We start from the raw sequence: 12,648 nt of genomic DNA on the forward strand, positions 1-12,648 counted from the left end.
CGACCCGCGTGACCCTCGCCGCTCCTCCCGCCGCCTCGGGCGTCGCCGCCGTGCGCCGCCCGAGGCGGCTGCGCGCCCTCTGGCTGGTCGCGGCCGTGGCCGTGCTGCTCGCCGCCGCCGTGGTCTCGGTGCTGGTGGGGTCGCGGGAGGTGGCGTGGAGCGACGTGGTCGCCGCGTTCGGCGGGTCCACGGACGGATTCGCGCAGGCCGCGGTCGCCAAGCGCATCCCGCGCACCGTGCTCGCCGCGATCGCGGGCGCGGCCCTCGGCGTCGCCGGCGTGCTGATGCAGGGGGTGACCCGCAATCCGCTGGCCGACCCCGGCATCCTCGGGGTGAACACCGGAGCCTCGCTCGCGGTCGTGACGGGCATCGTCTTCTTCGGGCTGACGAGCTCCGCCGCCTACGTCTGGGTCGCGATCGGCGGGGCCGCGGTCGCCGCGGTCTTCGTCTACACGGTCGGTTCGCTCGGGCGCGGCGGCGCGACTCCGCTCAAGCTCGCCCTGGCCGGCGCCGCCACCTCGGCCGCGCTCGTCTCGGTCATCAGCGCGATCGTCCTGCCGCGCGCCGACATCGCGGGCGGCATCCGCTCCTGGCAGATCGGCGGAGTGGGCGGCGCCACGTCCGCGAGCATCGCGCAGGTGCTCCCCTTCCTCCTGGCCGGCCTCGTCCTCTGCGTTCTCTCGGCCAAGAGCCTCAACACCCTCGCGCTCGGCGACGAGCTCGCCGCGGGCCTGGGGGAGCGGGTCGCCCTCGCGCGCGGCGGGGCCGCCCTGGGCGCGGTCGTGCTCTGCGGAGCGACGACCGCGGTCACCGGGCCCATCGGCTTCGTCGGCCTGGTCGTCCCGCACGCCTGCCGCCTCCTCGTCGGCGTGGACCACCGCTGGCTGCTGCCGTTCTCGGCGGTGACCGGCGCCGTGCTCCTGATCGCGGCGGACATCGTCGGCCGCGTCGTCGCGCGCCCGAGCGAGATCGACGTGGGCATCGTCACCGCGCTGGTCGGCGCCCCGGTGTTCATCGCGATCGTCCGCCGCCAGAAGGTGCGCGAGCTGTGACCGCGCTGCTCGAGGCGCCCTCCGCCACCGCCCGCGCCGTCGCGGCCGGCCGCCGCCGCCGCGGGGCCCGCCGCCGGGTCGTCGTCGCCGTGCTCGCTGTCCTGATCGCGGCCGTCCTCGCCGTCTCCCTGCTGGTCGGCCAGACCGTCTACTCGCCCGACGTGGTGCTGCGCGTGATCCTCGGCGAGCAGGTCCCCGGGGCGAGCTTCACCGTCGGGCGCCTCCGCCTCCCGCGCGCCGTCCTCGCCCTGCTGGTGGGCCTGTGCTTCGGGCTCGGCGGAGTGAGCTTCCAGACCATGCTCCGCAACCCGCTCGCCAGCCCCGACATCATCGGGATCAGCGCCGGGGCGAGCGCCGCCGCGGCCTTCGCGATCGTGACGCTCTCGCTCGGGGCGGCGCAGGTCTCGGCCCTCGCGATCGTCGCGGGACTCGTGGTCGCCCTGCTCGTCTACGCCCTGTCCTACCGCAGCGGAGTCGCCGGCACCCGGCTGATCCTGATCGGCATCGGGGTCGCCGCGATGCTCGACTCCCTCACCGCCTACGTGCTCTCGCAGGCCGCCGCGTGGGACCTGCAGGAGGCGTCCCGCTGGCTCACCGGGAGCCTCAACGGCGCGAGCTGGAGCGAGGTCGTGCCGGTCCTCGTCGCGGTCGTCGTCCTCACTCCCGTCCTGCTCTCGCGCTCGCGCGACCTCTCCGCCACGCAGCTCGGCGACGACACCGCCTCCGCGCTCGGCATCCGCGTGAACGCCACCCGCCTCGTCGTGATCGTCGCGGCGGTCGGGCTGATCGCCTTCGCGACCGCCGCCGCCGGCCCGATCGCGTTCGTGGCCTTCCTCTCCGGCCCGATCGCCGCCCGCCTGATCGGGCCCGGCGCGTCGCTCCTCATCCCCTCGGCCCTCGTCGGCGCGCTGCTCGTGCTCGTCGCCGACTTCGTCGGGCAGTTCGGGCTGGGCTTGCGCTACCCGGTCGGAGTGGTCACCGGCGTCCTCGGGGCGCCGTACCTCGTCTACCTCATCGTCCGCAGCAACAGAGCGGGAGGCTCACTGTGACCACCGCGCACACCCTGACGGCCGAGGGGGTCACCCTCGGCTACGGCGACCGGACGGTCGTCGACGGCCTCGACCTCGTCGTCCCGCCCGGCCGCATCACCGCGATCGTCGGAGCGAACGCCTGCGGCAAGTCGACGCTCCTGCGCTCGATGTCGCGCCTGCTCGCGCCCCGCTCCGGCGCCGTGCTGCTCGACGGCAGGGCCGTGCACCGGACGCCGGCGAAGCAGCTCGCCCGCACGCTCGGCCTCCTCCCGCAGTCGCCGATCGCCCCGGAGGGCATCACCGTCGCGGATCTCGTCGGCCGCGGCCGCCATCCGCACCAGGGGATGCTGAGCCGCTGGAGCGCCCACGACGACGAGGCCGTCGCGACCGCGCTCGACGCGACCGACACCGCCGCCCTGGCCGACCGCTCCGTCGACGAGCTCAGCGGCGGGCAGCGCCAGCGCGTCTGGATCGCGATGGCCCTCGCGCAGGAGACCGACGTGCTGCTGCTGGACGAGCCGACCACCTTCCTCGACGTCAGCCACCAGATCGAGGTGCTCGACCTGCTCGTCGACCTCAACCGCACCCGCGGGACGACGGTGGTGATGGTGCTGCACGACCTCAACATGGCCGCCCGCTACGCCGACCACCTCGTGGCCATCGCGCACGGCGCGGTGCACGCCTCCGGCACCCCGGCCGCGGTGCTCACCGAGGAGACGGTGCTCGCCGTGTTCGGCCTCGACAGCCGCATCATCACCGACCCGACCTCGGGCACTCCGCTCATGCTCCCCCTCGGGCGGCACCGCCTCGCCCCGAGCGGATCGACGCCCCCGGCGGCGCGCAGATGACGGACGTGTAAACGGTTCCACACGGCGGCCGGGGGGCGTATACGATACCTGCAGTCCGCGGCGGACGACCGTCATCGGCGGAACCGCCGAACGCCTGCCCCCGATCAGAGGTCCTCCCCGCCGTGACTGCATCCCCGACGCGCCCCGACGCCTCCGCCCTCCGCGGCGTCCGCGCGCTCCTGTTCGACCTCGACGGCGTGCTCACGCCGACCGCCGACGTCCACATGCAGGCCTGGTCGCGGCTGTTCACGGAGTACCTCTCCTCGCGCGGGATCGCCGAGGGCTACACCGACGCCGACTACTTCCGGTACATCGACGGACGCCCGCGGTACGACGGCGTCCGGGCGCTCCTCGCCTCGCGCGGCATCACCCTCCCCGAGGGCGCGCCCGAGGACGACCCGTCGCTCGAGACCGTCTGCGGGCTCGGCAACCGCAAGAACGACGCCTTCAACCGCACCCTCGCCGAGACCGGCGTCGCTCCCTACCCGGGCTCGCTCCGCTTCGTTGACGCCGCGATCGCCGCGGGCGTGCAGGTCGCCGTCGTCACCTCCTCCCGCAACGGCGTGCCGGTGCTCGAGGCGGCCGGCCTCCGCGACCGCTTCGAGGTCGTCGTGGACGGGCTCCTCGCCGCCGAGCGCTCGATCGCCGGCAAGCCCGCGCCCGACACCTACCTCTACGCGGCCGAGCTCCTCGGCCTCCCGGCCGCCGAGTGCGCCGTCCTCGAGGACGCGCACTCCGGAGTCGCGGCAGGCCGCGCGGGCGGATTCGGCCTCGTCGTCGGCGTCGACCGCGGAGTCGGGGCCGACACCCTGCTCGAGCACGGCGCCGACCTGGTCGTGGACGACCTGGCCGAGCTGCTCCCCTTCCTCCCCACCGCTCCCGCCCCCGAGGACGCCGCATGAACCCCATCACCTCCGACCCGCTCGACCGGAACCGCTTCCCGATCGACGAGTGGGCCCTCGTCGAGACCGAGTTCGCCTCCGAGCTGCAGGGCCGCACCGAGACGCTCTTCGCCACCGGCAACGGCTACCTCGGCCTCCGCGGCAACGTGGAGGAGGGGCGTGACGGCTACGCCTACGGCACCTTCATCAACGGGTTCCACGAGACCTGGCCCATCCGCCACGCGGAGGAGGCGTTCGGCTTCGCCCGCGTCGGCCAGACCATCGTCAACGTGCCGGATGCCAAGATCATCCGCCTCTACGTCGACGACGAGCCCTTCGTGCTGAGCGAGGCCGACGTCCTCGCCTACTCGCGCCGCCTCGACTTCGCGAACGGCGTGCTCACCCGCGAGCTGGAGTGGCGCACCCCCTCCGGCAAGCGCGTCCTGATCCGCTCGCGCCGCCTGGTCTCCTTCACCGACCGGCACCTCGCGATCCTCGACTACGAGGTCGAGATGCTCGACCACGACGCGTCCGTGCTGATCTCGAGCCAGATCCTCAACCGCCAGGACGGCGTCGACGAGTACCACGCCCCCTCCGGCAGCGAGGGGGCCGGCTTCGACCCGCGCAAGGCGGAGTCGTTCGAGGACCGCGTGCTCCAGCCGCGCCTCAAGCGCGTCAGCGGCACCCGCTACCTCCTCGGCTACCGGACCACCAACTCCCAGATGACCGTCGCCTGCGGCGCCGAGCACCAGCTCGAGACCGAGAACGAGTGGGACCAGACCTCCCAGATCGACGACGACCTCGCCAAGCACGTCTACCGCGTGAAGGCCAAGGCCGGCCGGCCGGTCCGCCTGGTCAAGACGCTGACCTACCACACCTCCCGCGGCGTGCCCGTGCGCGAGCTCGCCGACCGCTGCGACCGCACGCTCGACCGCGCCCGCGAGACGCCGGTCGAGGAGCAGTTCGTCAAGCAGCGCGAGTGGCTCGACGACTTCTGGACCCGCTCCGACGTGCAGCTGGACGGCCAGCCCGCGATCCAGCAGGCCACCCGCTGGAACCTCTTCCAGCTCGCCCAGTCCACCGCCCGCACCGACGGCGGCGGAGTCGCGGCCAAGGGCGTCTCGGGCTCCGGCTACGGCGGCCACTACTTCTGGGACACCGAGGTCTACGTCCTCCCGTTCCTCAGCTACACGGCGCCCCTCGTCGCCCGGAACGCCCTGCGCTTCCGGCAGAACATGCTCGAGGCCGCCCGGGCGCGCGCCTCCGAGCTCAACCAGCGCGGCGCGCTCTTCCCCTGGCGCACCATCAACGGTCAGGAGTCGTCGGCGTACTACGCCGCCGGCACCGCTCAGTACCACATCGACGCCGACATCTCCTACGCGCTCATGCAGTACGTGGGTGCCACGGGCGACGACGACTTCCTCGCCCGCGGAGCGATCGACATCCTCGTCGAGACCGCGCGGATGTGGGCCGATCTGGGCTTCTGGCGCAGCAACGGCGACGATCACTTCCACATCCACGGAGTGACGGGGCCGGACGAGTACACGACCGTCGTCAACGACAACCTGTACACGAACGTCATGGCCCGGGCGAACCTCCGCTCGGCCGCCCGCGCCGTCGAGCTGCTGAAGGCCGTCGAGCCCGCCGCGTACGAGCGGATGGCCGACCGCCTCGCTCTCGACGAGGGCGAGGTGCTCGAGTGGGCGCGCGCCGCCGAGAAGATGCACATCCCCTTCGACGCGCGGGCGGGCATCCACCCGCAGGACGCGGCCTTCCTCGAGAAGGAGCTGTGGGACCTCGAGAACACCCCCGCGAGCAAGCGCCCGCTGCTGCTGCACTTCCACCCGCTGGTGATCTACCGCTTCCAGGTGCTCAAGCAGGCCGACGTCGTGCTCGCGCTGCTGCTGCAGGGCAACGAGTTCACCGCCGAGCAGAAGCGTGCCGACTTCGAGTACTACGACGCGCTGACCACCGGCGACTCGACCCTCTCGGCCGTCGTGCAGTCGATCATCGCCGCCGAGGTCGGCTACAGCGACCTGGCCCGCCACTACTTCCTGTCGGCGCTGTTCGTCGACCTCGCCGACCTGCACCGCAACACCGCGGACGGCATCCACGTCGCCTCGACGGGCGGCGTCTGGAGCGCCCTCGTCTACGGCTTCGGCGGGATGCGCGACCACGGCGGCCGGATCACGCTCGATCCGCGCCTTCCCGACGACTGGGACCGCCTCGCCTTCCGCATCACCCTCCACGGCACGCGCGTGCGCGTCGAGGTGACGCAGACCGAGGTCCTGCTGACGGTCGAGACCGGCGACTCCGCCGCGATCACCGTCCGCGACGAGCGCGTGCACGTCGCCGCCGGCAGCCCCGTGCGCGTCCCGCTCACGCACCAGGGCCGCCGCCTGCACGGCGCGCCGACCACGTCCGACATCGAGGGCACCCGCCGCTCCGACGGCACCGTGATCACCGCCTCGATCCCCACCATCTCGATGACCCCCGAGCCCGAGGTCCTGACCGGGCCCTGAGCGGCGCCGCGAACATCGCCCATCACGCACGAGACCCCCGGCCGGAACCGGGGGTCTCGTGCGTCGCGGGCGGGCGGAGCCGGCCGGATCGGATGCGTCAGGCGGAGGCGAGCAGCGAGCGCAGCGCCGACGTGAAGAACGTCAGCCCGTCCACACCCGAGCGCATCGCGGCGGCCGTGTCGGGCCCGAAGCCCTCCTCGACGGCGTGCTCCGGGTGCGGCATGAGCCCCACCACGTTGCCGCGGCGGTTGCTGATGCCGGCGATGTCGTTCATCGAGCCGTTCGGGTTGTGGCCGAGGTAGCGGACGACGACGCGTCCCTCCGCCTCGAGCTCGAGCAGCGTGTCGGCCGAGGCGATGTAGCCGCCCTCGCCGTTCTTCAGCGGGATCGTGATCTCCTGGCCGGGCTCGAAGCCGTTCGTCCAGGCGGTCTCGGTGCTCGCGACCATCAGGCGCTGGTCGCGGCAGACGAAGGATCCGATGTCGTTCGCGATCAGGCCGCCGGGCAGCAGGTGCGCCTCGGTGAGCATCTGGAAGCCGTTGCAGATGCCGAGGACCGGGGTCCCGGCGTTCGCCGCGTCGACGACCTCGCGCATGATCGGGGAGTGGGAGGCGATGGCGCCGCAGCGCAGGTAGTCGCCGTAGGAGAAGCCCCCCGGCAGGACGATCGCGTCGACGCCGTCGAGGTCGTGGTCGCCGTGCCACAGCGCGACCGGCTCCGCACCCGCGAACCGGACGGCGCGCTGGGCGTCGCGGTCGTCGAGCGAGCCGGGGAAGGTGATGACGCCGATCCTCATCGGGCGGCCTCCGCCGGGTAGTGGATCCCGACGACGTCCTCGATCACCGAGTTCGAGAGCATCTCGTCGGCGATGCGCTGCACCGAGGCGCGCACCTCGTCGGTCACCTCGTCGACGGTGATCTCGAAGCGCTTGCCCACCCGCACGCCGTGGAGGGCGGAGTGGCCCAGCCGCGCGAGCGCGCCGGCGACGGCCTTCCCCTGCGGGTCGAGCAGCTCGGCCTTGGGCATGACTTCAACGACGATCGTGGGCACCGTGTTCTCCGGAGTCTCGGGGGAGTGCGGTCTTCCGCGCGACCATCGTACCCGCGGGGGTCCCCGCGATCGGCGGCGCTCAGGAGGTCGTGACGCGGATCGCGTTCGCCCAGGGGTCCTCGAAGGCGAGGGTGCGGCCGTCGTCGCGGGTGGCGACTCCGGAGCGGGCCAGCCGCTCGCCGAGCGCGCCGAGATCGTCGGCGCCGGGCACCACGATCTCCACCTGTCCGAGGCCGAGGGCCTGCTGCCGGCGTCCGGCGCCCGCCGAGTTCCAGGTGTTCATCGCCATGTGGTGGTGGTAGCCGCCCGCCGAGACGAAGAGCGCCTGCCCGCCGTACGCGATCGTCGTCTCGAAGCCGAGCCGGTCGACGTAGAACTCCTTCGCGGTGGCGACGTCGCCCACGCTCAGGTGCACGTGGCCGACGGAGGCGCCGCCGAGGCGCGGCTGCGCGATCGACTCCTCGGTGAGGTGCTCCTGCAGGAACGCGTTCGGGTCGAGGAAGAGCGTGCTCATCTCGATCCGCCCGTGCGTCCACGACCACTGCGTGCGGTCGCGGTCCCAGTAGAGCTCGACGCCGTTGTGCTCGGGGTCGTCGAAGTAGAAGGCCTTGCTGACCAGGTGGTCGGAGCTGCCGGTGAAGGAGCCGGGGTGCCGGGTCGCGACGCTGTACACGGCCGCGGCGAGCGCCGCCTCCGATTCGAAGAGGATCGCCGTGTGGAAGAGGCCGGCGCTGCGCGGCGAGGCGTGCACCAGCTCGGGCGCGTGCTGGAGGATCACGGCCGGCACTCCGCCGCGGCCGAGCACCGCGACCGGTCCGTCGTGCGAGAGCAGCTCGAGCGTCACGGCGTCGCGGTAGTAGGCGATCATCCCGTCGAGGTCGGCGACGCGGAGGGTCACCGCGCCCATCGCGGTGTCGGGAGCGAGCAGGTCGGGGGAGGAGGTGGTCACGGCGGAGACGCTACCCGCTTTTGGTTGAAGCTACAACTATTTGGGGAGTCGAGCGCTCATAGGAACCGCATAAGCAGCGTCCAGGCGGCGCGGGGAGGCCGGGCGTGGAATGGGAACCGGTCGCCGTCAGGGGCGGCCCCGGCACGAGGACGACACCATGAACGAGCGACACGAATCCGACGAGCGAGAGCTCACCGACCAGCCCGCCACCACCGAGGCGACGGGCGCCGACGAGGTGCGCGCGCTGCGCGCGGACGACCGCCGTCGTCGTCGTCGGGCGCTGATCGCCGGCGGCCTCGGCCTCGCCGTGCTGATCGGAGTGACAGCAGGCGGAGTCGCCATCGCCGGCCGCACCGAGGCGGCCTCCTCGGCCTCGGCCGGCGCCACCACGATCGCCTACCCCGGCGGCTCGCGCGGATCCTTCGGCGGCGGGTACGTGATCGTCCCCTCCTGGGGCGGCTCGACGCAGGGCGGCTCCTCCCCGTACGGCTCGATGCAGGGCGGCTCCTCCGCCTCCGAGCAGGCCACCGGCGCGACCGACGCCGTGGCCGCGAGCACCGCGCAGACCGCCGGCGTCGTCACGATCACTTCCGAGCTCACCTACCAGGGCGCCCGCTCGGCCGGCACCGGCATGATCCTCACCTCCGACGGCATGATCCTCACCAACAACCACGTCGTCGAGGGCGCCACCGCGATCTCGGTCACGGTGGAGTCGACGGGCCGCAGCTACACCGCCCGCGTCGTCGGCACCGACGCGACGAACGACGTCGCCGTCCTGCAGCTGGAGGACGCCTCCGGCCTCACCCCCGCCTCGCTCGACACGGACGGGGTCGCTGTGGGCGACACCGTGACCGCCGTCGGCAACGCGGGAGGGACGGGCGACCTGGTCGCCGCCACCGGCACGGTCACGGGTCTCGATCAGCAGATCACCACCCGCTCCGAGTCGGGGATCTCCGCCGAGACGCTGACCGGGCTGATCCAGACGGACGCCGACATCGTCTCCGGCGACTCCGGCGGCCCGCTCGTCGACTCCGCCGGCCGCGTCGTGGGGATGGACACCGCCGCCTCCAGCGGGACGGCCGACATCACCGGCTTCGCGATCCCGATCTCGAAGGCCCTGGACATCGTGGCCACCATCGAGGCGGGCGCCGACACGGCCACCGTCGAGATCGGCTATCCGGCCTTCCTCGGCGTCTCCCTCTCCTCCGGCACCGCGTCGCCGACCTCGCGCGCGCTCGCGACCACCGCGTCCGGCGCCGTGATCGGCGGAGTCGTCGAGGGCGGGCCGGCCGCGCAGGCGGGCCTCGAGGCGGGGGACGTCGTCACCGCGGTCGACGGGGTCGCCGTCGCCTCGGCCGACCAGCTGTCCGCCTCGCTCGCGCAGCGCGAGCCCGGGGAGTCGGTGACGATCTCGTGGACCGACTCCGCGGGCGCCGCCCGCTCCGCCCAGGTCGTGCTGGTCGAGGGTCCGGTCGCCTGATCGGAGCCTCCGCGTGGCCGCCGGAGCGTTCCCGGCCGTTCACCCGGACGAGCGCGCCACGCCGCCCGTTGTTTTGATCCGCTCAAGACAACTCGGGTAGTGTCCTCGGCATGACGACAGTGGACGAGCGGCTCCGAGCCTCCGGGCTCAAGGTCACCGCCACCCGGCGCGCGGTGCTCCTCGCTCTCGAGGAGCACCCGCACTCCGGGGTCGACGCGGTCCTGGCCCGAGTGCGCGAGGGCCTCCCCGAGGCTTCGGCCCAGGCCGTCTACGGAGTGCTCTCGGCGTTCACCGACGCCGGGATCGTCCGCCGCATCGAGCCGGAGGGCCATCCCCGCCGGTTCGAGCTGCGGGTCGGCGACAACCACCACCACGTGGTGTGCCGGCGCTGCGGGGCCGTGGCCGACGTCGACTGCGTCGTCGGGGAGGCGCCGTGCCTGCATCCGCAGACCGCGAGCGGCTTCGCCGTGGACACCGCCGACGTCACGTTCTGGGGCACCTGCCCCGACTGCCTGGCCCTGGCCCACTGACCGACATCCGCTACACCGCAGCGGCGGGCTCCGTGCCCCTCGCCGACAGGAGGAACATGACCGAGGAACGATTCACCACCACGAACTCCGGAGCACCGGTCGCGAGTGACGACCACTCGCTGAGCGTCGGAGCCGACGGACCCCTCGCGCTCCACGACCACTACCTCGTCGAGAAGCTGGCCCAGTTCAATCGTGAGCGCATCCCGGAGCGGGTCGTCCACGCCAAGGGCGGCGGAGCCTTCGGACATTTCACCACCACCGCCGATGTCAGCGCCTACACGCGTGCCGCGCTCTTCCAGCCCGGAGTCGAGACCGAGATGCTCGCGCGGTTCTCCACTGTCGCCGGCGAGCAGGGCTCGCCCGACACCTGGCGCGACCCCCGCGGCTTCGCGCTGAAGTTCTACACGAGCGAGGGCAACTACGACCTCGTCGGCAACAACACCCCCGTCTTCTTCATCCGCGACGGCATCAAGTTCCCCGACTTCATCCGCTCGCAGAAGCGCCTGCCCGGCAGCCACCTGCGCGACCACGACATGCAGTGGGACTTCTGGACCCTCTCGCCCGAGTCGGCCCACCAGGTCACATGGCTCATGGGCGACCGCGGCCTCCCCTCCTCGTGGCGGCACATGGACGGCTTCGGCTCGCACACCTACCAGTGGATCAACGCCGCCGGCGAGCGCTTCTGGGTCAAGTACCACTTCAAGACCGACCAGGGCGTCGAGATCCTGAGCCAGGAGCAGGCCGACCAGATCGCCGGGGAGGACGCGGACTTCCACATCCGCGACCTGTCCTCCGCCATCGACCGCGGCGACTTCCCCTCGTGGACGCTGTCCGTGCAGGTCATGCCGTACGAGGACGCGAAGAGCTACCGGTTCAACCCGTTCGACCTCACCAAGGTCTGGCCCCACGCGGACTACCCGCTGATCCAGGTCGGCACCATGACGCTCGACAGGAACCCCGAGAACTACTTCGCGCAGATCGAGCAGGCGGCGTTCGCCCCCTCGAACTTCGTGCCCGGGATCGCGGCCAGCCCCGACAAGATGCTCCTCGCGCGCATCTTCAGCTACGCCGACGCGCACCGCTACCGCGTGGGGACCAACCACGCGCAGCTGCCGGTGAACGCGCCGAAGTCGCCCGTGCACTCGTACTCGAAGGACGGCCCCATGCGGTTCGACTTCCAGAAGTCCGAGGTGCCCGTCTACGCGCCGAACACGATGGGCGGCGCCCACGCCGATCCCGCCCGGGCGGCGGAGTCGGCCGGCTGGGAGACCGACGGCGAGCTGACGCGCGCCGCGGCGACCCTCCACCCGGAGGACGACGACTTCGGTCAGGCGGGGACGCTCTACCGCGAGGTCCTCGACGACGACGCGCGCGCCCGCCTGGTCGCGAACATCGCCGGCCACGTGTCGAAGGTCACCCGTCCGGAGCTGCGGCAGCGCGTGCTCCAGTACTGGGCGAACGTCGACTCGTCGCTCTCGCAGCGCGTCGCCGAGGCGCTCGAGCCCTCGGCTCCCGGTGCGGACGTCTCCCCTGAGGCGGTCGGCATCGGGGCGTAGTCCCGGCATCCCCTCGAGGAGCGCGCGGTACCGGAGCGATCCGGGCCGCGCGCTCCTCGTCGTTTCCGGGGAGGGTCCTTCCACTCGGTGGAGTCGGATCCCGCGCGCGGGTGCCCGCCTCGGTCCGATGCAGCCGGCTCGGACCCCGGATCCGCCCGCGGAATCGGGCGCCGACGGGGAGGACCCCCGATCCCGACACGCCCGGGATGTGCGATTTCGGCCCGTCGTTTGACAGCACCGCGATCGCTGCGTAACTTATTCCGAGTCGCCACAAAGGCCGCAGGGAAACGGAAAGAGCAGCAGCTCCTACGTCCCGGCCTCAATCGGGACCATCCACTCGGCAAGACAGCTTTTCGGAGCAGGTCTGCCGCACGGATGTAAAGCCTTCGCAGGATCCCTCGGATCCAGCAACTTCGCCGCCCGGCGCAGGACTCAGGTCCTGAACCGAGCAAAGTCGGAGCGCCTACGAGCGTGACGGCATCGCGAAGAAGCCGGATTTGACACGGCCTGCGGATGTGCTAAGTTATACAAGTTGCCACGGCGACAGGGGAAAGAAACTTCTCCTAGTCTACCGAGAAGACGCGTATGACGCAAGCAACAAATTCTTCGATCACTTCCGTTGTGAAGCACCGTTCTGGTGTGGAGGCGGAATGTGTCCGATTCTTGAGAACTCAACAGCGTGCACTATGTTCAATGCCAATTTTATACCCCGGCCTTGATCTTCGGATCGGGTTGGGATTCCTTTGGAA

At 71.9% G+C, this 12,648-nt stretch carries 11 protein-coding genes; 8 read left to right on the top strand and 3 right to left on the bottom strand.

Going from position 1 to position 12,648, the window contains the following annotated elements; all coding sequences use genetic code 11:
• Window positions 1-8: 8 nt before the first annotated feature.
• The 5 genes from C5C69_RS13045 (at window position 9) to C5C69_RS13065 (ending at window position 6,334) form a co-directional block, all read left to right on the top strand.
• Window positions 9-1,052: an iron ABC transporter permease gene (locus C5C69_RS13045; RefSeq protein WP_104234258.1), complete on the top strand. Its 1,044-nt coding sequence runs from the start codon at window positions 9-11 to the stop codon at window positions 1,050-1,052.
• Complete coding sequence (locus C5C69_RS13050; protein WP_258065200.1) at window positions 1,049-2,101, top strand: iron chelate uptake ABC transporter family permease subunit; 1,053 nt, start codon at window positions 1,049-1,051, stop codon at window positions 2,099-2,101. Before C5C69_RS13045 ends, C5C69_RS13050 begins: the two co-directional genes overlap by 4 nt.
• Window positions 2,098-2,931, top strand: coding sequence for an ABC transporter ATP-binding protein (locus tag C5C69_RS13055; RefSeq protein WP_104258066.1), 834 nt, complete (start codon window positions 2,098-2,100; stop codon window positions 2,929-2,931). Before C5C69_RS13050 ends, C5C69_RS13055 begins: the two co-directional genes overlap by 4 nt.
• A gap of 122 nt (window positions 2,932-3,053) precedes the next feature.
• The gene (locus C5C69_RS13060) at window positions 3,054-3,833 is read left to right on the top strand and encodes an HAD family phosphatase (RefSeq protein ID WP_104222739.1); all 780 of its coding nucleotides are present in this window, start codon (window positions 3,054-3,056) and stop codon (window positions 3,831-3,833) included.
• The gene (locus tag C5C69_RS13065) at window positions 3,830-6,334 is read left to right on the top strand and encodes a glycoside hydrolase family 65 protein (RefSeq protein WP_104222738.1); all 2,505 of its coding nucleotides are present in this window, start codon (window positions 3,830-3,832) and stop codon (window positions 6,332-6,334) included. Before C5C69_RS13060 ends, C5C69_RS13065 begins: the two co-directional genes overlap by 4 nt.
• A 97-nt stretch (window positions 6,335-6,431) precedes the next feature.
• On the opposite strand, the gene purQ is transcribed toward C5C69_RS13065, so the two are convergent.
• The 3 genes from purQ to C5C69_RS13080 all read right to left on the bottom strand — a co-directional run bounded on the left by purQ (window position 6,432) and on the right by C5C69_RS13080 (window position 8,291).
• Window positions 6,432-7,130, bottom strand: a complete 699-nt coding sequence (gene purQ, locus C5C69_RS13070; protein WP_104234257.1) for a phosphoribosylformylglycinamidine synthase subunit PurQ — start codon at window positions 7,128-7,130, stop codon at window positions 6,432-6,434.
• Window positions 7,127-7,384: a phosphoribosylformylglycinamidine synthase subunit PurS gene (gene purS, locus C5C69_RS13075; protein WP_104222736.1), complete on the bottom strand. Its 258-nt coding sequence runs from the start codon at window positions 7,382-7,384 to the stop codon at window positions 7,127-7,129. The genes purQ and purS overlap by 4 nt, the downstream gene beginning before the upstream one ends.
• A 79-nt stretch (window positions 7,385-7,463) precedes the next feature.
• Window positions 7,464-8,291 carry a VOC family protein gene (locus tag C5C69_RS13080; protein WP_104239376.1) on the bottom strand — a complete coding sequence of 276 codons (828 nt, stop codon included), beginning with the start codon at window positions 8,289-8,291 and terminating at the stop codon, window positions 7,464-7,466.
• Between the two features lie 199 nt (window positions 8,292-8,490).
• Here C5C69_RS13080 and C5C69_RS13085 point away from each other — a divergent pair, with 199 nt between their 5' ends.
• From C5C69_RS13085 to C5C69_RS13095, 3 genes are all read left to right on the top strand, one after another.
• Complete coding sequence (locus C5C69_RS13085) at window positions 8,491-9,813, top strand: S1C family serine protease (protein ID WP_104258067.1); 1,323 nt, start codon at window positions 8,491-8,493, stop codon at window positions 9,811-9,813.
• 110 nt (window positions 9,814-9,923) lie between these two features.
• The gene (locus tag C5C69_RS13090; RefSeq protein WP_104222735.1) at window positions 9,924-10,343 is read left to right on the top strand and encodes a Fur family transcriptional regulator; all 420 of its coding nucleotides are present in this window, start codon (window positions 9,924-9,926) and stop codon (window positions 10,341-10,343) included.
• A 56-nt stretch (window positions 10,344-10,399) separates the two neighbouring features.
• Window positions 10,400-11,899 (top strand): catalase, encoded by a 1,500-nt coding sequence (locus C5C69_RS13095; protein WP_104258068.1) that lies wholly within the window; start codon window positions 10,400-10,402, stop codon window positions 11,897-11,899.
• Window positions 11,900-12,648 lie beyond the last annotated feature (749 nt).

This window comes from Rathayibacter sp. AY1C7, assembly GCF_002931865.1.
In the GTDB taxonomy this organism is placed as follows: domain Bacteria; phylum Actinomycetota; class Actinomycetes; order Actinomycetales; family Microbacteriaceae; genus Rathayibacter.

Bases quoted from the DNA above. Each gene is read 5' to 3' on its own strand.
- C5C69_RS13065 (WP_104222738.1), top strand. From the start codon at position 3,830: ATGAACCCCATCACCTCCGACCCGCTCGACCGGAACCGCTTCCCGATC.
- purQ (WP_104234257.1), bottom strand. From the start codon at position 7,130: ATGAGGATCGGCGTCATCACCTTCCCCGGCTCGCTCGACGACCGCGAC.
- C5C69_RS13080 (WP_104239376.1), bottom strand. From the start codon at position 8,291: ATGGGCGCGGTGACCCTCCGCGTCGCCGACCTCGACGGGATGATCGCC.
- C5C69_RS13085 (WP_104258067.1), top strand. From the start codon at position 8,491: ATGAACGAGCGACACGAATCCGACGAGCGAGAGCTCACCGACCAGCCC.
- C5C69_RS13090 (WP_104222735.1), top strand. From the start codon at position 9,924: ATGACGACAGTGGACGAGCGGCTCCGAGCCTCCGGGCTCAAGGTCACC.
- C5C69_RS13095 (WP_104258068.1), top strand. From the start codon at position 10,400: ATGACCGAGGAACGATTCACCACCACGAACTCCGGAGCACCGGTCGCG.